Source organism: Cryobacterium sp. MP_3.1 (genome assembly GCF_035984795.1).
GTDB lineage: Bacteria > Actinomycetota > Actinomycetes > Actinomycetales > Microbacteriaceae > Cryobacterium > Cryobacterium zongtaii.
This window is the reverse complement of the sequence record NZ_JAXCHV010000001.1, coordinates 93632-114977: the sequence shown is the minus strand read 5'-3', so window position 1 is coordinate 114977 and position 21346 is coordinate 93632. Positions and strand designations below refer to the sequence as shown.

Sequence of the window (21346 nt, the reverse complement as noted above, 5' to 3'; positions counted from 1 at the left end):
CTGGGTGGCCTCCTTCAAGGATAGGCCGTGCCCCCTAAACTTGAACCCCGTGACACTGATCCCCGCATTCTCGTCCCCACCCGCCGCCGTCCTCTGGGACATGGACGGCACCCTGGTCGACACCGAACCGTACTGGATGCGAGCCGAACACGAGCTCGTGGAGTCCCTCGGCGGCGTCTGGACGCACGCAGACGCCATGCTCCTGGTGGGCTCCGGCCTGCTCGGCTCCGCCGCCATCCTGCAGAACCGCGGGGTGAACCTCGCCGCTGAGGCCATCGTCGAGGTGCTCACCACCCGAGTCCAGGAGCAGCTCGGTTCGGCCGGCATCCCCTGGCGCCCCGGGGCCCACGAGTTGCTCACCGAGCTGCACGGCGCCGGGATGCCGATGGCCCTGGTGACGATGTCCGAACACAGGATGGCCCGCCAGATCGCCGACCTCGTCGGCTTCGACGCCTTCGCCACCATCGTCTCCGGCGACATGGTGCAGCAGAGCAAGCCGCACCCCGAGGCCTACCTCACCGCTGCGGGCATCCTCGGCGTCGACCCCAGGCACTCCGTCGCGATCGAGGACTCCCTCCCCGGCGTCGCCGCGGCCGTCGCCTCCGGCGCCGTCGTCGTCGCGGTTCCGCACATGGTTCCCCTCGAGGAGAGTGAGCACTACACGCTGGTGCAGAGCCTGACCGGCAGCTCGCTGGCCACCCTGACGGAGCTCTACCTGACCCGACGACCTTCCCCATCCACCCGCACCGTTACCCACACCGAGGACGCAACACTCGCATGAGCGACAACCAGGTCATCCAGAACAGCGGTCCGTTCCGCGCCGGCGACAGAGTGCAGCTCACCGGCCCCAAGGGCAAGCTGAACACCATCACCCTCGAACCGGGCAAGACGTTCCACACCCACCGGGGCATCCTCGAGCACAACGACATCATCGGCCTGCCCGACGCGTCCGTCGTCACCAACAACGTGGGCGTCGAACACCTCGCGTTGCGTCCGCTGCTCATCGATTTCGTCATGAGCATGCCCCGCGGCGCGGCCATCATCTACCCCAAGGATGCCGCCCAGATCCTCGCCCAGGCCGACATCTTCCCCGGCGCCACGGTGGTCGAGGCCGGCGTCGGCTCCGGCGCGCTGTCCCTCTGGCTGCTGCGCGCCATCGGCCCGGCCGGCACCCTGGCCTCCTTCGAACGCCGGGAGGAATTCTCCGACGTCGCCCGCGCCAACGTCGCCACCTTCCTCGGCAGCGACCCGCAGAACTGGTCGATCACGCTCGGCGACCTCGCCGACACGCTACCGGAGACCATGCCGGCCCAGTCCGTCGACAGGGTCGTGCTCGACATGCTCGCCCCGTGGGAGTGCATCGATGTCGTCTCCGACGCGCTCAAGCCCGGGGGAGTGCTGCTCTGCTACGTGGCCACCGTCACCCAGCTGTCCCGCGTCGCGGAGGCCATCCGCGCCACCGGCAATTACACCAACCCCGATTCACACGAGACGATGGTGCGCGGCTGGCACGTGGAAGGCCTCGCGGTTCGCCCCGACCACCGGATGATCGGTCACACCGGTTTCCTCATCACCGCCCGCCGTCTCGCACCGGACACGATCCTGCCCGAGCTCAAGCGTCGCCCCTCCAAAACCGACTTCAGCGACGCCGACGTCGAGCTGTGGACCCCGGGCGCCCTGGGTGAGAGGTCCGTCAGTGCCAAGGTGATGCGCAAGCGCAACCGCACCGCAGAGAACGGCGCGGCGCTCTCCAAGGCTCGGGACCTCGACGCCGGATAGGATGGGCTTCGGCCTGCCGCCCGCACCAGCGGATTCGGCCAGCATCCACCCCGACAGTCACTCGACGGCATCACGCTGCCGCCTCCCCGTATCGAAATGAGGACCCGTGCGTAAAGTTCCCGCACTTATCGCAACCGCCGGCCTGGTGCTCGCGACCCTGACCGCCTGCAGCGCCGGCCCCGACAATGCCGACTGCACGGCTCCGGTGTCCTCCGGCGACGCGTCCAAGCTGGTGGAGGTGACCGGCAAGTTCGGTTCGTCCCCCACCGTCGACTTCCCGACCCCGCTGAAGACCGAGACCACCCAGCGCAGCGAGATCATCGACGGCACCGGCCCCGGCCTCACCGAAGGCCAGAAGGTACAGGTCGACCTCAGCGTCTTCAATGCCACCACGGGTGAGGCCATCGAGCAGAGCTCGTACGACGGCACCACCATGGCCAGCTTTGTCCTCAACGACCAGACCCTCACCGGACTGACCGACGGTCTGCTCTGTGCCCAGGTGGGCTCCAGGGTCGCCGTTGTCGCGTCGGCGGCCGACACCTTCGGTCCGGCCGGCGGCAACGAAGACATCGGCGTCGCCGCGGACGATTCGCTCGTGTTCGTGCTCGATGTCGTCAAGGCGTACCTCACCCGCGCCGACGGCGCCGACCAGCTGCCCGTGGCCGGACTGCCCGCCGTGGTCCTCGCGGATGACGGCACCCCCGGCATCACGATTCCCTCGGCCGAGCCGCCCACCGAGCTGAAGGTCGGCGTGCTCAAGAAGGGCGACGGCGAGACCGTCACCGACGGGTCCACGGTCACCGTGCACTACACCGGTGTCGTCTGGGACTCCAAGGAGGTCTTCGACTCCAGCTGGGCCGCCGGAACTCCGGCCGCTTTCGTGGCCGCGGACGGTTCCACCACCGAGGGCGGCGTGATCCCCGGCTTCGCCAACGCTCTCATCGGCCAGACCGTCGGATCCCAGATCGTTGCCGTCCTCCCGCCCGACCAGGCCTACGGCGACCAGGCGACCGACACCATTCCGGCCGGCTCCACGCTGGTCTTCGTCGTGGACATCCTCGGCGTCGACTAACCGGCTTCCCGGCCCATCCCGCGGTCCTCTGAGGGATGGGCCGACCATTGAGTGCACCACCGATAGAATCGCGTACGTGTCGCCCACCCCAGAACAGCCGCACCCGGTCACTGTCGAGGAACGCCTCTTCAGCCTGGTCCTTGCGCTCATTGCCACCCAGATCGGCCTGACCAAGGCCGACATCCTCTCGACCGTGCAGGGCTACCGGCAGCGGTTCCGGGTCGGCGGTGACAACGCCAGCCTCGAGCGGCAGTTCGAACGCGACAAGGACGACATCCGGGAACTGGGTATCCCGCTCGAGACCATCGAGTCGCCCGACGACCCGGGCAGCAACCACCACCTGCGCTACCGCATCCCCAAGGGGCTCTACGACCTGCCGGCAGACATCGTTTTCTCGCCCGACGAGATCATGCTCCTCAAACTCGCCGCCGCGGTGTGGCGGGAGGGGTCCCTCTCGGCCGAATCCCGCCGCGCACTCACCAAGCTCAACTCTCTCGGCATCGACTCGAGCGACCCCGTGATCGGTTACGCACCGTCGCTGCGCGCCCGCGAAGCGTCCTTCGAACCCCTCGGCAAGGCCATGGACCGCGGCCAGGTCGTCGCATTCCTCTACCTCAAACCGGGCGAGAGCGCGCCGCGCCGCCGGGTCATCGCCCCGCTGGCCGTGGTGCTGCACGAGGGCCGGTGGCACCTGTACGCCGCCGATCAGGATGCCGGAGCCACCCGCACCTTCCTGCTCGCCAGGATCGTCGGCCCCGTGGTGACCGTGCCCGGTCGCACCATCGCACCGGCCGAGGACGGTCAGGGCGAACGGGCCCTCGCCGAACTCGACGCACTCTGGCAGGCCCAGGTCGCCCTGATCACCGTCGAACCCGGCTCGGATGCCGCGGTGCGGCTGAGCAAGCGCGGCGAGCCCGGCCGCGCCGCGGACAGCGTCGAACTGCACTACACCGACGTCAACATCCTCGCCGACGAGCTGGCCGGCTACGGACCGGAGGTCTACGTGCTGTCCCCACCCACCCTGATCGACGCCGTCCTGGAACGCCTCCGCCGGGTGCGGGACAGCCACGCCCCACTGGTGGAGACGCCACTGCCCCGGCCGGAGGCCGCACGATGACCGCCGCCAAGCCCGTCGCGTTCGGGGCATCGGACAAGCTCACCTTCCTGCTGTCCCTCGTGCCGTATCTGATGGACCACGACAGGGTGAGCGTCACCGCGGTGGCCGACCACTTCGGGGTCACTCCCGAGCGGGTGCGGGATGCGGTGAACCTCATCGCCATGTCGGGAGTGCCCGGGGAGACCCGCCAGTACCTGCACGGCGACCTCTTCGACATCCAGTGGGACGAATTCGAAACCAACGACAACATCGTCCTCACCCACCTGGTCGCCATCGACGATTCGCCGCGGTTCTCGGCCCGAGAGGCAGCCGCGCTCATCGCCGGGCTGCAGTATCTCTCCGCCCTCCCCGAGAACGGCGACCGGGACGCCATCGCCACCCTGATGGCCAAGCTCACCCGCAGCTCCACGGGCGCTCCCAGCCAGCTCGCGGTGTCCCGCACCGACGCCGACGTGGCCATTTCGGTCATCCAGGCCGCCGTGCGGGCGGGTACCCAGGTGGAATTCGACTATCTCAATGCCCGGGGGACCGATGAGCACCGCTGCGTCGACCCGTTGAGGATCGAATCGGTCGACAACGATTGGTACCTGCGCGGCTGGTGCCATCTGCGCGAGGCCATGCGCACCTTCCGACTCGACCGGATGAGCAACCTGCGTTCGACGGATGTGCCAGCAGACGCCCACGATGACGGCGTCCTCCTGCCGGACACCCTGTTCCAGGGCACGGCCGACGACCTCACCGTCACGATCGAACTGCCGGCTGCGGCCCTGGAACTCCTCGCCGACTATGGGCCGGTTCCGCACGGACCGGCCGACGACGACGGACGCTCCAGGGCGCAGCTGCGGGTGTCGCACTTCCACGGTCTCAAGCGGCTCGTCGCCGGCCTGTCCGGCGTCGTCACCGTGGTGGATCCGGGCCTGGCCAGACAGACCGTCGCCGAGTGGGCCGCCGCCGGCGCCGCCCGGTACGAGTCGCCGGCTACCGCGCAGAGCGAGCCCACCGCCGGGGCGACGACCTGATGCCGGTCTGGTCCTGGATCCTGATCTGGGCGTTGCTGGTCGCCGGGCTCCTCGCGATGCTGGCCTGGTTCGCGGTGCGCCTGTTTCGCAAGCTGATGGTCACCTTCGGCGCCCTCGAAGACCTCGGTGACCAGCTGGCCGAACTCGACCTCGACACCGCGCTGCCGAGGAGAGCATTCTCACCGGCGGTGTTCCAGAAGCGACGGGACCTGGCCGCCGCGATCGACCAGGCTCGCATCGAGCGTGCGCACCGACGAGCGCACCGGCGGGATCTCAGGATCAACCGGGGTAAACTAATCCAACACACTCCCTACAAGCCAGAGGATCGACCCTCATGTTGAGCAATCTGACCGGATGGCACTTTCTGATCATCCTCGTCGTCATCCTGCTGTTGTTCGGTGCGCCCAAGCTGCCCGGCCTGGCCCGCAGCCTCGGCCAGTCAATGAAGATCTTCAAGAACGAGATCAAGAGCGACAGCGTCGACGAGCCTGCAGACAAGACCGGCACGCCGGCGCACCCGGACGCCGCTGACGGTACGACGCGGACCGTCGGCCCGGGCGACCAGACGAAGTCCTAACTCCCGTGGCCGTGCGCACCACCAAGCGTGCGAACCGTGCGGGCACGATGTCGCTGGGCCAGCATCTGGTCGAGCTGCGCAAGCGCCTGTTCCGTGCCGCCGCCGGTATCCTCGTCGGCGCCATCATCGGGTGGATGCTCTCCGAGGGAGTCTGGTCCGCGCTGCGCGAACCGATCTACGCCATCATCGAGGCACAGGACCGGAACGCGCAGATCAATTACCCCGACATCACCTCCGCCTTCGACCTCAAGCTGAAGATCGCGTTCTACGTGGGCCTGGTGGTGTCCAGCCCAATCTGGCTGTACCAGATCTTCGCGTTCCTGATGCCGGGCCTCACCCGCGGCGAGAAGAAGTACGTCTACGGCTTCGTGCTGACGGCGGTGCCCCTGTTCCTCGCCGGCTGTGCGGCCGGCTGGTATGTGCTGCCTCAGGTCGTCGGCCTCATGACGAGTTTCGCGCCGCCGGAGGACGCGGCTTTCATCAACGCCCAGAATTACCTGGATTTCACCCTCAAACTACTCGTCGCCATCGGCATCGCCTTTGTGTTGCCCGTCTTTGTGGTCCTGCTCAACTTTGCCGGCGTGATCAGCGCCGCCTCAATCATCAAGTCCTGGCGCATCGCCGTTCTGGTGATCATCCTCTTCACCGCCATCGCCACCCCGGCCGCCGACGTGATCTCGATGTTCATGCTCGCGGTCCCGATGATCCTGCTGTACTTCGCCGCGTACGGAATCGCGTACCTGCACGACAAGCGCGCCGCCCGGCGCGCCCGTGCCCTCGAACGGGAGTTGGCGCTCTAGCGCACCAGATGACAGACCTCCAGTCACCGGCGGACCGGTACACGGCAGCACGCCTGCGGGCGCAGACCCCCAAACTCGAGACATTCCGTCGGGGCTTGCGCTTCGACCTGGATTCTTTCCAGCTCGCCGCTGGGGCGTCGCTCGAGGCCGGGAACAGCGTGCTCGTCGCCGCGCCCACCGGTGCCGGCAAGACCGTCGTGGCCGAGTTCGCCATCTTCCTGGCCATGCAGCAGAAGACCGCCAAGGTCTTCTACACCGCGCCGATGAAGGCGCTGAGCAACCAGAAATTCCAAGAGCTCGTCGCCGAATACGGCGCGGACCAGGTGGGCCTGCTCACGGGGGACACCAACGTCAACGCCGGCGCCCGGATCGTCGTGATGACGACCGAAGTGCTCCGCAACATGCTCTACGCCGATTCCGACCTGCTCGGCAATCTCGCGTTCGTCATCATGGACGAGGTGCACTACCTGGCCGATCGCTTCCGCGGGGCGGTCTGGGAAGAGGTCATCATCCACCTGCCCCAGTCGGTGCGGATGGTATCCCTGAGCGCGACGGTGTCCAACGCTGAGGAATTCGGTGACTGGTTGCAGGCCGTCCGCGGCGACACCGACGTCATTGTTTCGGAGGAACGGCCGGTCCCACTGGACCAGCACGTGCTGGTCAAGAGCAAGATGCTGGACCTGTTCGATTCGTCGGGGCTGGCCGCCACCCACCGGGTGAACCCGGAGCTGGTGCGACTGAATCAGGCCGGCGGTCGGCCGCTCTCCGACAGGTCAGGCCGTGGCCGCCGCGGCTCGAACCAGAGCAGGTACCACCAGCAGCGCGCGCAAGCGGAGTCCGGTCGCATGGACCGAGCCGAGATCGTGCGGATGCTCGAGGGCAAGCACCTGTTGCCCGCCATCTTCTTCATCTTTAGCCGGGTCGGCTGCGATCAGGCCGTGCGCCAGGTCCTCCGCGCCGGCGTGCGCCTCACCGACACCGCCGAGCGTGATCAGATCCGGCAGATCGTCGACGAACGTTGCCGCACCCTGCTCGACGAAGACCTCGCCGTTCTCGGCTACTGGGAGTGGCTGGACGGTCTTGAACGCGGCGTGGCAGCCCACCACGCCGGCATGCTGCCCGCCTTCAAGGAAGTCGTCGAAGAGCTCTTCCAGAAGAAGCTGGTCAAAGCCGTTTTTGCCACGGAGACGCTGGCATTGGGTATCAACATGCCGGCCCGCACCGTTGTGCTCGACAAGCTCGAGAAGTTCAACGGTGAAGCGCGTGTTCCGATCACACCGGGGGAGTACACCCAGCTCACCGGTCGCGCCGGCCGCCGCGGCATCGACGTCGAGGGGCACGCCGTCATCCAGTGGCAGCAGGGCCTGGACCCGCAGGCCGTCGCCTCGCTGGCGTCCCGGCGCACCTACCCTCTGAACTCCAGTTTCAAACCCACCTACAACATGGCCGTCAACCTGATCGACCAGTTCGGCCGGGAACACACCCGGGAGGTTCTGGAGTCCTCGTTCGCACAGTTCCAGGCCGACCGCGCCGTGGTGGACCTGGCCCGCCGGGTGCGGCAACAGCAGAGTTCGCTGGACGGGTACGCCACCTCGATGGCCTGCCACCTGGGCGACTTCACCGAGTATTCCGGCATCCGGCGACGTCTGTCCGACCTCGAACGTGAGAATGCCGCCGCCGATTCGAACGCGCGGGGCCGGGACCGGCGCCAGAAGGAACTGGCCGCTCTGCGGAAGCGCATGCGCGCGCACCCCTGCCACAGCTGCCCGGACCGCGAAGCCCACGCCCGCTGGGCCCAGAGGTGGTGGAAACTGACCCGGGAGACCGAGGCGCTGACCAGCCAGATCACGGCCCGCACCGGGGCCGTCGCCCGGGTGTTCGACAGGGTCACCGATGTCTTGCTCGGCTTCGGCTACCTGGTGCCCGGCGAGGGCCGCGCCGTCACGCTGAGCGAGAGCGGCCGCATCTTGCGCCGCATCTACGCCGACCGCGACCTGCTCGTCGCCGAATCGCTGCGCCGTGGCCTCTGGAACTCCCTCGACGCGCCCAGCCTCGCCGCGATGGCGTGCGCCCTGGTCTTCGAACCGCGCCGGGACGAGGGCGAGACCGACGAGAGGTTCCTGCCCAAGGGCCCGTTCCGGCCCGCGCTGGACGCCACCCAGATCCTGTGGAGCCAGCTCGACGACCTTGAACGGGACCACAAGCTGCCCGGCAGCAATCCCCTCGCGGGTGGCCTGAGCCTGGCGATGTGGAAATGGGCGCGGGGCGACTCGCTCGGCCTGGTGCTGGAGGAGGCCGAGATGGCTGCGGGTGACTTCGTGCGTTGGACCAAGCAGACCATCGACCTCCTCGACCAGCTCTCGCTCGTCGCGGACGGCCCCGTCGGTCGCACGGCGCGGGTGGCGATGGACTCCATTCGGCGCGGGATCGTCGCGTATTCCTCGGTCGCTTAGGCTGTTGAAGTGAACACCGGCATACTCCGACGCACCGGCCTGCCCCTGTGGGCGGCGATTCTGCTGGCCGCCGGCGCCGGCGCGATCATGGACGCCGGGTTCCCGGATCGGTCCTGGTGGATCCTGGCCCCCGTCGGTGCGGCGCTGATGTTCCTGGCGCTGCTCGGGCGTGGGCCCTGGACGGGCCTGCTGGTCGGCTTGGTGGCCGGCCTGTCGTTCTGGCTCATCCACATCAGCTGGCTCACTCTGTACCTCGGCCCGGTGCCCTGGCTGGCCCTGGCTGGGCTCGAGGCGCTCTTCTTCGCGGTCGGCCTGGCGCTCACCGGGGTGGTGCTGAACGTCGGCCCCCGGGTCTGGCCGTCCGTCGCCGGCCGGATCGGTGTGCTGCCGGTCGTCGTCGCCGGGTTGTGGACGGCTCGGGAAGCGATTTCCGCGGTGTGGCCGTACGGTGGTTTCGCCTGGGGCCGCATCGCGATCTCACAATCCGAGAGCCCGTTCAACGGGCTCATCGCCTGGGTGGGCATGTCCGGTCTCAGTTTTGTGATGGTCTGGCTCAGCGCCCTGGCCGTGCAGCTGTGCCGGGAGCCCGGGGTTCGCGTCGGCGTCAGGTCTGCGATCGCGGTGGCCGCGGTGGCCGTGCTCTTGGCGTTCCCTGCCTGGCCGACCCTGCAAAGCGGGACCGCACGTATCGCGGCGGTGCAGGGCGCCTCCGACGCCGGCCTGTTTGCGCAGAATGAACCCGGCCAGATCCTCAACGACCACGTCTCGGCGACCCTGCCGCTGGTGGGCGAACCTGTCGACTTCGTCGTCTGGCCGGAGAACGGCATCGACGTCGACCCGCTCCGCTCGACGGAATCGGCCCGCGTGGCGGACTACATCAGCCGGGCCATGGACGCTCCGCTGATCGCGGGAACCATCACCGAGCGGGACGGCAAGTTCTACAACACCTCGTTGCTCTGGAAGGCCGACGACGGCGCCGTCGACCTCTACGACAAGGTGCACCCGGTCCCGTTCGCGGAGTACATGCCGGACCGGGCCTTCTGGCGACCGTTTGCGCCCGATCTGATCGACCTGGTGTCCCGGGACTACGAGATCGGCACTCGGGACAATGTCTTCGACATCGACGGCATCATCGCGGGCATCGCCATCTGCTTCGACATCGCCGACGACCAGCTCGTGCACGAGATGATCGACGACGACGCCGAGATCATCCTGGCCCAGACCAACAACGCCGACTTCGGTCGCACGGACGAGTCGGTGCAGCAGCTGGCGATCGCGAGGCTCCGAGCCATTGAGGCCGGACGCACGGTGGTGAACATTTCGACCGTCGGAACGAGCGCGATCATCACGCCGGACGGTGAGACACTTGACAGCCTGCCCACCTGGGTGCCCGGTGCGATGATCCAAACCGTTCCGCTGAGCGTGTCGACCACACCGGCGATGTCGGCGGGCCGGCCCCTGGAGTGGTTCGTGTCCGGCCTCGGCCTGGCGGGGCTGCTGTTCTGCGTCGTGTCGGCCAGAGCCCTGGGTCTCTCCGATGCCGGCCCCCGGTTGGCGCCGGTGCCGGTTGTCGCCGACCGCGCGAAGATACGCAAACGGCGCCGGGGTTAGCCGACGCCGTCAGGTGTGTGTGCGGGAGCCAGGCTGCCCGCTGAGCCGGTTACGCGCCGACTTTTTGACCCCGACGCTGACGCAGGACCGCGAGGCGTTCCTCCAGCAGCTCTTCGAGCTCGGCCCGGGTGCGACGCTCCAGGAGCATGTCCCAGTGGGTGCGGGCGATCTTTTCGTCGGAGTGGTCGACGACCACGGGCTTCGAATCAACCAACCGGGTTGCGGTCTGGGAGCAGAAACGGCACTCCCACTCATCTGGTGCCTCGGCTTCGGCGGAGAAAATCATCACCGTCTCGCGTTCGCACGTCGCACACAAGTACGTGTGACTCACGCGTGGGGAAAAGGTCACGCCCTCTTCGCTCTGCAGGCTCTGTGAACCCAACCTCATGCCACGCAAACTACGATCTGCCATCGTGTGGTCTCCTCTCGCGATGCATTCATAGTTCTAAACCATCAAGCTGTGCGTTATCTTTCCGTTACCGCTGATCTCGCGGGGATCTCTCAGAAACCGCCGTTCGTCGCAGACGGTTTCACCGCCGGGCGACCACATGGGCGGCGAGGTCGCAGCGGTCGGTGACGAGACCGTCCACCCCGAGCGCCAACAGCCGGGCCATCACGGCCGGGTCGTTGACGGTCCACACGTGCACCTCCACGCCGATGGCATGCATCCGGTTGATCACCCGCGGGGTGACGATGCGCAGCCGTCCGGCCCGAACCGGCACCTGGATGGCGTGGACTCCGCGCAGGATGCGGGGGAGCGCCCAGTGCTGCCGGAGGCCGACCGCGGCCAGCATCAGGGCGATTCCCTGGGCAGACGCCGACGTCGCCGCGCCGGGGACGGCGCGGAGCACCCGACGTCGCCGGCTCTCAGAAAACGAGGTGAGGAGCACCCGGCGGGATGCCGCGGCCGCCCGGATGGCGCGCGCGGCCGGAAGCACGGCGTCGGCGGACTTGACGTCGATGTTGAACCTGGCGTCCGGGAAGGCGGCCAACGCCTCCGCGAGTGAGCAATAGGTCTGGCCCGCGCCGAGGTCGACCCGGCTGAGCTGGGCCATCGTGAGAGCGTTCACGGCCGGGCCGTCATTGGGCAGGACGGGGTCGTGGCTGATCACGGCGACGCCGTCGCTGCTGGCGTGCACATCGGTTTCGAGGTGCGTCGCCCCGCCGACGATGGCCTGCAGGAAAGCCAGCAGGGTGTTTTCCGGCGCCTGCGTGCTCAGGCCCCGGTGCGCGAGGATCCGCGGCCCTGGCGGGGACAGGAACGTCGGCAGGTCAGCGTTCACGTTCGGGTCCCGGTGTCTCTGGGCTGATCCCGGCTGCGTCGGCGGCAGTCGGGTGGGAGCCGGCAACCGGATTCGGGCCGAAGGCCCGACCGATCCCCTTCATCGCCTCGGTCAGCTCGCTGGGCACGATCCAGAGCTTGTTCGCCGTGCCGTCTGCCAGCTTGGGCAGGGTCTGCAGATACTGGTAGGCGAGGAGCTTCGGGTCGGGGTCGCCGTCGTGGATGGCTTTGAAGACCGTGGTGATGGCCTCCGCCTCTCCCTGGGCCCGCAGCACGGCGGCCTTGGCCTGGCCTTCCGCCTGCAGGATCGAGGCCTGACGCGCGCCCTCCGCCGTGAGGATGGCGGACTGCTTGGTGCCCTCGGCCGTGAGGATCAGAGCCCGGCGGTCTCGTTCGGCACGCATCTGCTTCTCCATCGAGTCCTGGATCGAGTGCGGCGGGTCGATGGCCTTCAGCTCCACCCGACCGACCCGGATGCCCCACTTCCCGGTGGCCTCGTCCAGCACGATCCGCAGTTGCCCGTTGATGTTGTCCCGGCTGGTCAGAGCCTCTTCGAGGTTGAGTCCGCCGACCACGTTGCGCAGTGTGGTCGTGGTCAGCTGCTCGACCGCGCCGAGGTAGTTGGCGATCTCATAGGTCGCGGCGCGGGCATCCGTCACCTGGAAGTAGACGACGGTGTCGATCGATACCACCAGGTTGTCCTCGGTGATCACCGGCTGCGGGGGAAAGGACACCACCTGTTCGCGCATGTCGATGAGCGGCCGCACCCGGTCGATGAACGGCACCAGGATGTTGAGGCCGGGCATCAAGGTCTTGTGGTATTTGCCGAGGCGTTCGACGACACCGGCACTGGCCTGCGGGATGATGCGGATGGTGCGCACAAGAACCACCACAACGAAGACCAGAACGACGATGATGAGGACCACAACGAAGATCTGGAGCAGGAGTTGATCAAGATTCGGCACGTCAATCGGTCCTTTCGTCGGGGACGACAACAGCTGTGGAGCCTTCGATGGCCGACACCAGGACCCGCTCACCGGGATCGATACGGGTCTGGGTCCGGTCGGGGGAGAGGCGGGCCGTCCAGGTCTCGCCGTTGTCGAGCCTGACCAGGCCGCCCAGTTCGGCGATGGTGGAGGACACCCGCCCGCCCATGCCGATCAGCGCGGCCACGTTGCTCGGTGGCACCGCCGCCGCGCTCTTGGCCATCAGGCGCAAGAGCACCGGGCGGATGAGCAGCAACAGCAGTACCGAGACGGCCCCGGCGACGAGGATCTGCACCCACCAGTCCCAGCCGAGCAGGTTCGCTCCCAGCCCGGCGAGACTGCCGACGGCGATCATCAGGAAGGTGAAATCCAGGGTGAGCAGCTCGATGATGACGCAGACCAGGATGAAGACCAGCCATACGATCCACAGGTAGTCCGTCAAATCCACCATGTCGTCGCCCCTCTTAGCGTCGCTTGCAGATGACGCTAGCACTTGGAGGTGTTGGGCATGTTGGTAGTGTTTATCACCGTGAGCACACCTACGATGAATCCCCTCCAGCCCGGCAGCCTCTCGGGAAAGCGCATCCTCGTCACGGGCTCGTCCCGGGGGATCGGAGCCGACACCGTCGCCTACTTCGCCGAAGCCGGCGCGAAGGTCGTCATCAACTACCGCAACAAGGAAGCGCGCGCCACCAAGCTGGCCGACGCCATCCGCGCCGCCGGCGGAACCGCCATCACCGTGGCCGCTGACCTCACCGACGCGGAATCCGTCTCGGCCATGTTCGACACCATCCGCGCCGAATACGGCGGACTCGATATCCTCGTGATGAATGCCTCTGGAGGCATGGAGTCCGGCATGGCCGAGGACTACGCCATGCAGTTGAACCGGGACGCCCAGGTCAACCTGCTCACCGCGGCCGTGCCGCTGCTCAGCGACGGCGCCCGCGTGGTCTTCATCACCAGCCACCAGGCGCATTTCGTCGACACCGCGTCGAACGTGGCCGTTTACGAGCCGGTGGCCCGCAGCAAGCGTGCCGGCGAGGACGCGCTCCGCGCCGTCATCCCCGAACTGGCCGAGGCCGGCATCGGTTTTGTCGTCGTCTCCGGTGACATGATCCAGGGCACCATCACGGCGGTCCTGCTCGAGCGCGCGAATCCCGGTGCCATCAGCGCCCGCCAGGATTCTGCCGGCAAGCTGTACAACGTCAGCGAGTTCGCCGCGGAGATCGTGCTGGCCGCCGTCGAGCCCGTCCCGGCGAACAACACCCGCTACGTCGGCGACACCTCCGACTTCACCAGCTAGTCCCGTCGCTCACCCGGCAGTTACCCAGTACTGACGCCGCGCCCGAAGGTGAACGCGCGCACCAGCTGAACCAGTCCCGAGATGATCAGCATGATGCCGCCGATCGTGACGAGCACGCCGATGGTCTGCACCGGGGCGAACAGCACGATCAGGCCCGCCAGGACGCCGACGACGCCGAGCAGGATTCCGGGCCAGCGGCTGGAGTCCGTGGTGTACTCCACCAACGCCGCCACGCCCTCGACGATCCAGACGATGCCGACGACCAGTCCGAGAACGGCCAACGACCCCTCGGGGTTCCGGAGCGCCAGGATGCCCAGGATCAGCACCAGCACCCCGAGAACTATATTGAGCACCCGGCCGCCGGCGGCCGACCCGGTCCTGGCCACCCCGCGCGCGATCCTGACGACACCGCTGATCACGAAATAGAGCCCGAACAATACCGCGATGACCGTGAGAGTGGCCTCGGTCCAGACCAGCAGGATCGCCCCGATGGCGATGGCAACCAGGGCACTGACCGCGAAGGCCACCCGGATGCCGCTTATCTCTCGGGCGCTCAGCTGCCGAGGGTCGATGGCGATGGCGAAGACTGCGCTGGTGGGTCCGACGGTGTTGGGCATGGCGCCAACCTAATCCGATGCCGCTCCCACGGCTACGCACCGTCGACCCGACACCCGAACTGCCCGGTGACCATGGCGATCCTCACGTATGCTCGAAGCTGGTCGACTGCAGTCCCGGCACCCATTCTTGGAGACACGATGAACGCTTCAGCCCCGACGGCCCCGTCGTCGTCCAACCAGGTTGCGGACAGCCACGACCTGATCCGGGTGCAGGGCGCCCGGGAGAACAACCTCAAGGACATCAGCGTCGAGATCCCCAAACGCCGCCTGACCGTGTTCACCGGCGTCTCCGGCTCCGGCAAGAGCTCACTGGTGTTCAGCACCATCGCCGCGGAGTCCCAGCGGATGATCAACGAGACCTACAGCACCTTCCTGCAGGGCTTCATGCCGTCGCTGGCCCGACCGGATGTGGACCTGCTCAGCGGATTGACCACCGCGATCATCGTCGACCAGGAACGGATGGGCGCCAACGCCCGGTCCACGGTCGGCACCGCCACCGACGCCAACGCGCTGCTGCGCATCCTGTTCAGCCGGCTCGGCCAGCCGCACCTCGGCTCGCCGCAGGCGTTCTCCTTCAACGTCGCATCCATCTCCGGCGCCGGCGCCGTCACCATCGAGCGGGGCGGCACCACGACCAAGGAACGGCGCAGCTTCAGCATCACCGGCGGAATGTGCCCGCGCTGCGAGGGTATGGGCACCGTGAACGACATCGACCTGACCCAGCTGTACGACGAATCCAAGTCGCTGAACGAGGGTGCGCTCACCATTCCCGGTTACACCGCCGAAGGCTGGGGCGTCAAGATCTTCACGGGCTCCGGCTTCCTCAACCCCGACAAGCCGATCCGTGACTACACCACGAAGGAACGGCACGACTTCCTGTACAGGGAGCCGGTCAAGGTGAAGGTCGGCGATATCAACATGACCTACGAGGGCCTGATCCCCAAGGTGCAGAAGTCGTTCCTGGCCAAGGACCGTGAGGCGATGCAGCCGCACATTCGCGCCTTCGTGGACCGCGCCGTCACCTTCGCGACCTGCCCGGACTGCGGTGGCACTCGTCTCAGCGAGGGTGCCAGGTCGTCCCGCATCGACGGCGTCAACATCGCGGATGCCTGCGCCATGCAGATCAGTGACCTCGCCGCGTGGGTGCGCACCATTCACGACCCGTCGGTGGCCCCGCTGCTGGCGGCTTTGCAGCACCTGTTCGATTCGTTCACCGAGATCGGCCTGGGCTATCTGTCGCTCGACCGGCCGGCCGGCACCCTGTCCGGGGGAGAGGCGCAGCGTACCAAGCTGATCCGGCACCTTGGCTCGTCACTCACCGACGTCACCTATGTCTTCGACGAACCCACCATCGGCCTGCACCCGCATGACATCCAGCGGATGAACGAGTTGCTCCTGCGCCTGCGGGACAAGGGCAACACCGTGCTCGTGGTGGAGCACAAGCCGGAGATGATCGCCATCGCAGATCACATCATCGACCTCGGCCCCGGCGCCGGCACGGCGGGCGGATCGGTCTGCTTCGAGGGCACCCTTGAGGGCCTCCGGGCCAGCGACACCCTCACCGGCCGCCACCTCGACTACCGCGCGAGGGTGAAGACGGGCGTGCGCACACCCACCGGCGCCCTGGAGATCCGTGGCGCGACGGAGCACAACCTCGAGGACGTCGACGTGGACATCCCGCTCGGGGTGCTCGTGGTCATCACCGGCGTGGCCGGTTCGGGCAAGAGCTCGCTGGTGCACGGGTCGATCCCCGCCGGCGCGGGCGTGGTATCGGTCGACCAGGGTGCGATCCGCGGCTCACGCCGGAGCAACCCGGCCACCTACACGGGAATGCTCGAACCTATTCGCAAGGCCTTCGCAAAGGCCAACGGTGTCAAGCCGGCCCTGTTCAGCTCCAACTCCGAGGGCGCCTGCCCGAATTGCAACGGCGCCGGCGTGATCTTCACCGACCTGGGCCCGATGGCGACGGTCTCGACCACCTGCGAGGTGTGTGAGGGCAAGCGGTTCGACGCATCCGTGCTGGAGTACCGGCTCGGCGGCCGGGATATCAGCGAGGTTCTCGCGATGTCTGTCACCGAGGCCGTGGCGTTCTTCGGCGCCGGTGAGGCCCGGATCCCGGCCGCGCACGCCATTGTCGTCGGTCTGGCCGACGTGGGGCTCGGCTACCTCAGCCTGGGCCAGACGCTGTCGACGCTGTCCGGGGGAGAGCGGCAGCGGCTGAAGCTGGCCATGCATCTGTCGGAAAAGGGCGGCGTGTACGTGCTCGACGAGCCGACGACGGGCCTGCACCTCGCTGACGTCGAACAGCTTCTCGGCCTGCTGGACAGGCTGGTCGATGCGGGCAAGACTGTCATCGTCGTTGAACACCACCAGGCGGTGATGGCCCACGCCGACTGGATCATCGACCTGGGTCCCGGGGCCGGTCGTGACGGCGGCCGGATCGTTTTCGAGGGAACTCCGGCAGACCTTGTCGCCGCACGTTCCACCCTCACCGGCCAGCATCTGGCGGCGTACGTCGGCGACTGAGCCGATTTTCTTGACATAATACGCGTTTGGCCGGGCCGAGCCGTTTCAGCCAGAAGGGGTGCGACGACCGGTGCAACCGGCGCCGTTCCTGCGGTGCCGTCGGGTTTCCGTACGCTCTCGTGCCGTGACTGGCGTGCGATCGAAAACCCTGCCGAGGCGACCCGAGCGGGCAGTGATGGGGATCCAGCCGGAGGGTTTCCACCGCTGGATCGACGAGGACCGACCCTGATTTCCCGTCCTCAGGATATGACCGATAATGCACATTATGTCAACAAGCGGAGATCGTACCGAGAATCACTCTCGGGTTGAGGGTTTCACATCTCGTCGGCGATCCGCGTGACGACCGCCACCAGCGGTCGCAGTCTGCGCAGACTCACTCCGGTACGCCCTCGTCCGGGCGACGACGGATCACCATGCCGTACTCATTCACCGGCTCGAAAGCATCCCGGTCCCAGGCTCCGGGGTGCGGGACCGGGCAGTTCAACACGGTGTCATGCGCCGAGTGCTCGATGGTGTGCTCGGTCATCGGCCGGCCGCACACCGGGCACTGGGCCAGCCCGGTCGTCTCGGCCGCGTCGTAGGTGCCGACGGGCGGCGAGTCGAAGGCGGGCCGGAGTCGGTCTTCTACCCAGTCGAACAAGCGGTTGGCGCCCGTGCGGTGAGCCTGGGCCGAGGATTTCTCATTCTGGACCATGGCCACAGCGTACGCCCCTGCAGCGCGCCCAGCCAGCCAGCGGCAGCGCGGGACTACTCTTCGCCGAAGCCGGTCTCGATCAACTCGGCCAGGGCGTCGACCGCCGCCCGCGATCGTTCGTCGGGTCCGGAGATCTCCACGCTCATCCCCCGGGTCAATCCGAGCGACATGATGCCCAGCAGGCTGTGCGCGTCCTTGCCGTTCACGGACACTTCAGCGTCGAATTGGCTGGCGAGCTTCACGAAGTCGGCCGCCGGTCTGGCGTGCAGCCCGTCCCGGTTCCGCAAGGTCACCGTGCGGCTGACCGGTTGCGGCAGGTCGTCGGTTGCGGCTGCGTCCGGTGCGGGCGGCGCAGCACCTGCCGGCGCCGACCCGACGCCACCGGCCGACTCGGCCGCCGCCAGCACAGCCGCGAGGTCTCCCCCGATCTCGGCGGCCACGGCGGCAGACACGCCGCCCTCCACGAGCGGTGCGTCGGCGATGCGCACCCGTGCCCGCACGTCGTCGTCGTCGAGGAAGTCCACCGCGGTTTCCGCGGTCAGGATGGCCGAGCCCAGGTCGCAGAGCAGCACGACGCCGCCGCCGTGGTCGGCCTCCTCGATGCCTGCCGCGATTTTGTCGAAGCTGGTGCCGATGCCGCCGTCGTCCATTCCGCCCGCGGCCACCAAGGCGACGTGAGGGGCCATCTGACGGGCCAGCGTCACCAGACCGGACGCTATCTCGACGCTGTGTGAGACGAACACCACACCGACGCGGGCCGCTGCCACGCTCTGGTCAGCGTCGTTAGAGTCAGCCACGATCAGGACTGTGCGGCCGCATCGGCGCCGCAGCGCAGGATGAGCGCCGTCGACTGGGCGCCGGGGTCACGATGGCCGATGGCCCGCTCCCCCAGGTAACTCGCCCGCCCCTTGCGGGCGACCCAGGGTTCGGTCGCGACGGCACCGGCCTCGGCCGCGTCAGCGGCGGCGGCCAGGATCAGGCTGGGGCTGGCCCCGGCGGCTTCGGCCTCGACGGCCGCCTCCACTGCCGGGGTCCAGGCATCCACCATCGTCTTGTCACCGGATTCGGCCTTACCGCGCAGGACGATGCCGTCCCGCCCGGCCGTCAGCAGGGCGACGACGGCCGGGCCATCCAGTTCGGCGGCCCCGCTCACGGCGCCGGCGGCCTTGAGGTACGCCGTGCCGTAGAGCGGACCGGCCGCACCACCGACGGTGGAAATGAGCGTCGCCGCGAGAGTCTTGAGCAGTTCGCCGGGCGTGGCAGCGTCGGCCAGCGCGTCGAGCTTGGGCAGGACGGCCTGGAAGCCCCTGTCCATGTTCTCGCCGTGATCACCGTCGCCGATCTCGCGGTCGAGGGTGTTCAGCTCTGCGCGGTGCTCGGAGAGAACCTTTGCGCTGCTCCTGATCCAGGCCTGGGCCCATGCGACGTCTACGCTCATTCGGTCTTCCCTACTTTCCCCACCGCAGTGCGGCTGTGTGCACCGGAGCATCCCACAGGGCGGTCAACTCATCGTCGAGCTTGAGAATCGTGATCGACATGCCCTGCATCTCCAGTGATGTTGTGAAATTGCCGACGAGCGTGCGAGTCACCTCGATGCCTCGTTCGGCGAGAACTTCGGCGGCCCGTCGGAATACAATGTACAGCTCAACCTGGGGCGTCCCGCCCATTCCGTTGACGAAGAGCAGAACCTTGTCTCCGGATGCGTAGGGGATGTCGTCCAGGATCGGACCGAGGATCCGGTCGACGATGGCGTCGGCAGGTTCGAGCTTGATCCGCTCGCGCCCGGGCTCACCGTGGATGCCGATGCCGATCTCGATCTCGTCGTCGGCCAGGGTGAAGCTCGGCTCGCCGGCGTGCGGCACGACGCAGGGGGTCAGTGCCACGCCCATGGAGCGCACCTGGCCGATCACCTTCTCGGCGACGGTCGCCACGGTCGTCAGGTCATCACCGCGTTCGGCGGCCGCACCGGCGATCTTCTCCACGAGCACGGTGCCAGCCACTCCCCTGCGCCCAGCGGTGTACAGCGAGTCCTTCACGGCGACGTCATCGTTGACGATCACCGTGCGCACCTCGATCTCATCGGCCTCGGCCAGATCGGCCGCGGTCTCGAAGTTCAGCACGTCGCCGGTGTAGTTCTTCACGATGTGCAGCACCCCCGCTCCCCCGTCGACGGCCTTCGTCGCGGCCAGGATCGGGTCGGGTGTCGGCGAGGTGAACACAGCGCCGGGCACCGCGGCGTCCAGCATGCCCGACCCGACGAATCCACCGTGCAGAGGCTCGTGCCCGCTGCCGCCACCGCTGACGATGCCGACCTTGCCGGCCACCGGAGCGTCTGCCCGCACGATGAACACCGGATCCAGCGAGACTCGCACGATATCCGCGTGCGCGGCACCGAAACCTGCGACGGCTTCGTCGACAACGTTCTTCGGGTCGTTGACAAGCTTTTTCATGACCATTCCTTCGTTTCGTCGGGATCGATCGGCGCAGGCTAGAGCGCCGGGCACGCAACTGTGCTCCGTGCCCAACCTACGCGCTGCCACCGGTCTCGGTAAGAGGCAGATGATGCAGCCCATCGGGACTATTTCGCTCACGCCCCGCCCGCGCTATGGTGACTGCGAAATCGCTCACCGCGAAGGGATTGCTCCGGTACTGCCGGCATCTCGCTACTACGAGAAAGGTCATCGTGGACAATATCGGTCTAGTGTTTTTGTCGGAGGTGCTGGGCACAGGGATGCTCACCCTCCTCGGTTGTGGTGTCGTGGCGAACGTGGCCCTGACGAAGAACAAGGGCTTCGGCGGTGGCTTCCTGATGGTGACCATCGGCTGGGCCTTCGCGGTCTTCGTCGGCGTGGTCGTCGCGTACAACTCCGGTGGCCACCTCAACCCGGCCGTCACCCTCGGCATCGTCGCATCGGGCTCCGACACCTTCGGCGGCGCTGCGGACGTCCCGGTGAACTTCCTGTCGACGCTCGTGTATCTGGCCGGCGAGTTCCTCGGCGCCTTCCTCGGCGCCGTGGTGGTCTGGCTGGCGTACAAGCAGCACTACGACGAGGAACCGGAACCGGCGAACAAGCTCGGTACCTTCTCGACCGGGCCGGCCATCCGTTCCTACGGCTGGAACCTCGTCACCGAGATCATCGGCACCTTCGTCCTGGTCTTCGTCGTGTTCGCCTTCGGTGGTTGGGGCCAGTCCGGTGACGTGGGGGCCGTAGCCGCCCTGCCCGTCGCCCTCCTCGTTCTGGTCATCGGCGTCTCACTCGGTGGCCCGACCGGATACGCCATCAACCCCGCCCGTGACCTGGGCCCCCGGATCGCGCACTTCATCCTGCCGATCAAGGGCAAGGGGTCCTCGGACTGGGCCTATTCCTGGGTCCCCGTGGTCGGACCCGTCATCGGCGGAGTCCTGGCGGGCTGGGCATCGCTGGTCTGGCTGCCCATGGTATGACCGTGGCAGGCCGGTCCCTCCCCGGACCGGCCTGCTTCGCTGTGCACCACTCCACCTGAAAACCG

General features: G+C 67.6%; 22 protein-coding genes. 13 read left to right on the top strand and 9 right to left on the bottom strand.

The genetic code is table 11. The features are described 5' to 3' along the window. Nucleotides 1-49 precede the first annotated feature (49 nt). From RCH12_RS00540 to lnt, 10 genes are all read left to right on the top strand, one after another. Nucleotides 50-781, top strand: coding sequence for an HAD family hydrolase (locus tag RCH12_RS00540; protein WP_327015747.1), 732 nt, complete (start codon nt 50-52; stop codon nt 779-781). Next, nucleotides 778-1779: a tRNA (adenine-N1)-methyltransferase gene (locus RCH12_RS00535; RefSeq protein WP_103431829.1), complete on the top strand. Its 1002-nt coding sequence runs from the start codon at nt 778-780 to the stop codon at nt 1777-1779. The genes RCH12_RS00540 and RCH12_RS00535 overlap by 4 nt, the downstream gene beginning before the upstream one ends. Nucleotides 1780-1885: 106 nt before the next feature. Continuing rightward, nucleotides 1886-2851: an FKBP-type peptidyl-prolyl cis-trans isomerase gene (locus RCH12_RS00530; protein WP_088456202.1), complete on the top strand. Its 966-nt coding sequence runs from the start codon at nt 1886-1888 to the stop codon at nt 2849-2851. 76 nt (nt 2852-2927) lie between these two features. After that, entirely contained in the window at nt 2928-3968 is a 1041-nt protein-coding gene (locus tag RCH12_RS00525) for a helix-turn-helix transcriptional regulator (protein WP_327015746.1), read from the top strand. Next, nucleotides 3965-4987 carry a helix-turn-helix transcriptional regulator gene (locus RCH12_RS00520; RefSeq protein ID WP_327015745.1) on the top strand — a complete coding sequence of 341 codons (1023 nt, stop codon included), beginning with the start codon at nt 3965-3967 and terminating at the stop codon, nt 4985-4987. Before RCH12_RS00525 ends, RCH12_RS00520 begins: the two co-directional genes overlap by 4 nt. Further along, on the top strand, nt 4987-5328 hold the full coding sequence (locus tag RCH12_RS00515) for a hypothetical protein (RefSeq protein ID WP_327015744.1): 342 nt from the start codon (nt 4987-4989) through the stop codon (nt 5326-5328). Before RCH12_RS00520 ends, RCH12_RS00515 begins: the two co-directional genes overlap by 1 nt. After that, nucleotides 5322-5564 carry a twin-arginine translocase TatA/TatE family subunit gene (gene tatA / locus RCH12_RS00510; RefSeq protein ID WP_327015743.1) on the top strand — a complete coding sequence of 81 codons (243 nt, stop codon included), beginning with the start codon at nt 5322-5324 and terminating at the stop codon, nt 5562-5564. The genes RCH12_RS00515 and tatA overlap by 7 nt, the downstream gene beginning before the upstream one ends. An 11-nt stretch (nt 5565-5575) precedes the next feature. Next, nucleotides 5576-6364, top strand: coding sequence for a twin-arginine translocase subunit TatC (gene tatC, locus RCH12_RS00505; RefSeq protein ID WP_327015742.1), 789 nt, complete (start codon nt 5576-5578; stop codon nt 6362-6364). A gap of 8 nt (nt 6365-6372) precedes the next feature. Next, nucleotides 6373-8817 (top strand): DEAD/DEAH box helicase, encoded by a 2445-nt coding sequence (locus tag RCH12_RS00500; RefSeq protein WP_327015741.1) that lies wholly within the window; start codon nt 6373-6375, stop codon nt 8815-8817. A 9-nt stretch (nt 8818-8826) separates the two neighbouring features. Then, on the top strand, nt 8827-10428 hold the full coding sequence (lnt, locus tag RCH12_RS00495; RefSeq protein ID WP_327015740.1) for an apolipoprotein N-acyltransferase: 1602 nt from the start codon (nt 8827-8829) through the stop codon (nt 10426-10428). Between the two features lie 49 nt (nt 10429-10477). Here the strand turns inward: lnt and RCH12_RS00490 are convergent, their stop codons facing one another. The 4 genes from RCH12_RS00490 to RCH12_RS00475 all read right to left on the bottom strand — a co-directional run bounded on the left by RCH12_RS00490 (nt 10478) and on the right by RCH12_RS00475 (nt 13147). Next, the gene (locus tag RCH12_RS00490; protein WP_088456196.1) at nt 10478-10840 is read right to left on the bottom strand and encodes an RNA polymerase-binding protein RbpA; all 363 of its coding nucleotides are present in this window, start codon (nt 10838-10840) and stop codon (nt 10478-10480) included. Between the two features lie 118 nt (nt 10841-10958). Beyond that, nucleotides 10959-11711, bottom strand: a complete 753-nt coding sequence (locus RCH12_RS00485; protein WP_327015739.1) for a glycerophosphodiester phosphodiesterase family protein — start codon at nt 11709-11711, stop codon at nt 10959-10961. Further along, on the bottom strand, nt 11701-12675 hold the full coding sequence (locus RCH12_RS00480; protein ID WP_327015738.1) for an SPFH domain-containing protein: 975 nt from the start codon (nt 12673-12675) through the stop codon (nt 11701-11703). The genes RCH12_RS00485 and RCH12_RS00480 overlap by 11 nt, the downstream gene beginning before the upstream one ends. Before the next feature lies 1 nt (nt 12676). Then, nucleotides 12677-13147, bottom strand: a complete 471-nt coding sequence (locus RCH12_RS00475; protein ID WP_327015737.1) for an NfeD family protein — start codon at nt 13145-13147, stop codon at nt 12677-12679. Nucleotides 13148-13240: 93 nt separating this feature from the next. Here RCH12_RS00475 and RCH12_RS00470 point away from each other — a divergent pair, with 93 nt between their 5' ends. Beyond that, on the top strand, nt 13241-13999 hold the full coding sequence (locus RCH12_RS00470) for an SDR family oxidoreductase (protein ID WP_088456194.1): 759 nt from the start codon (nt 13241-13243) through the stop codon (nt 13997-13999). Nucleotides 14000-14019: 20 nt separating this feature from the next. Here RCH12_RS00470 and RCH12_RS00465 read toward each other — a convergent pair whose 3' ends face one another. Further along, nucleotides 14020-14616 (bottom strand): HdeD family acid-resistance protein, encoded by a 597-nt coding sequence (locus RCH12_RS00465; RefSeq protein ID WP_327015736.1) that lies wholly within the window; start codon nt 14614-14616, stop codon nt 14020-14022. A gap of 138 nt (nt 14617-14754) precedes the next feature. On the opposite strand from RCH12_RS00465, the gene RCH12_RS00460 reads away from it, so the two are divergent. Continuing rightward, nucleotides 14755-17142, top strand: coding sequence for an excinuclease ABC subunit UvrA (locus RCH12_RS00460; protein ID WP_327015735.1), 2388 nt, complete (start codon nt 14755-14757; stop codon nt 17140-17142). A 373-nt stretch (nt 17143-17515) separates the two neighbouring features. Here the strand turns inward: RCH12_RS00460 and RCH12_RS00455 are convergent, their stop codons facing one another. Genes RCH12_RS00455 through dhaK form a run of 4 tightly spaced genes read right to left on the bottom strand, consistent with a single transcriptional unit; the run spans nt 17516 to nt 20286 of the window. Beyond that, nucleotides 17516-17836, bottom strand: coding sequence for a hypothetical protein (locus RCH12_RS00455; protein WP_327015734.1), 321 nt, complete (start codon nt 17834-17836; stop codon nt 17516-17518). Nucleotides 17837-17889: 53 nt separating this feature from the next. After that, nucleotides 17890-18633 (bottom strand): dihydroxyacetone kinase phosphoryl donor subunit DhaM, encoded by a 744-nt coding sequence (gene dhaM / locus RCH12_RS00450; protein ID WP_327015733.1) that lies wholly within the window; start codon nt 18631-18633, stop codon nt 17890-17892. A gap of 2 nt (nt 18634-18635) precedes the next feature. Then, nucleotides 18636-19274 carry a dihydroxyacetone kinase subunit DhaL gene (gene dhaL / locus RCH12_RS00445; RefSeq protein ID WP_088456190.1) on the bottom strand — a complete coding sequence of 213 codons (639 nt, stop codon included), beginning with the start codon at nt 19272-19274 and terminating at the stop codon, nt 18636-18638. A 10-nt stretch (nt 19275-19284) separates the two neighbouring features. After that, a complete protein-coding gene (gene dhaK / locus RCH12_RS00440; protein WP_327015732.1) occupies nt 19285-20286 on the bottom strand; it encodes a dihydroxyacetone kinase subunit DhaK in 1002 nt (333 codons plus the stop codon). A gap of 281 nt (nt 20287-20567) precedes the next feature. Between dhaK and RCH12_RS00435 the strand changes: the two genes are divergently transcribed. Further along, nucleotides 20568-21281: an MIP/aquaporin family protein gene (locus RCH12_RS00435; RefSeq protein ID WP_241990371.1), complete on the top strand. Its 714-nt coding sequence runs from the start codon at nt 20568-20570 to the stop codon at nt 21279-21281. The last annotated feature ends 65 nt before the right edge of the window (nt 21282-21346 follow it).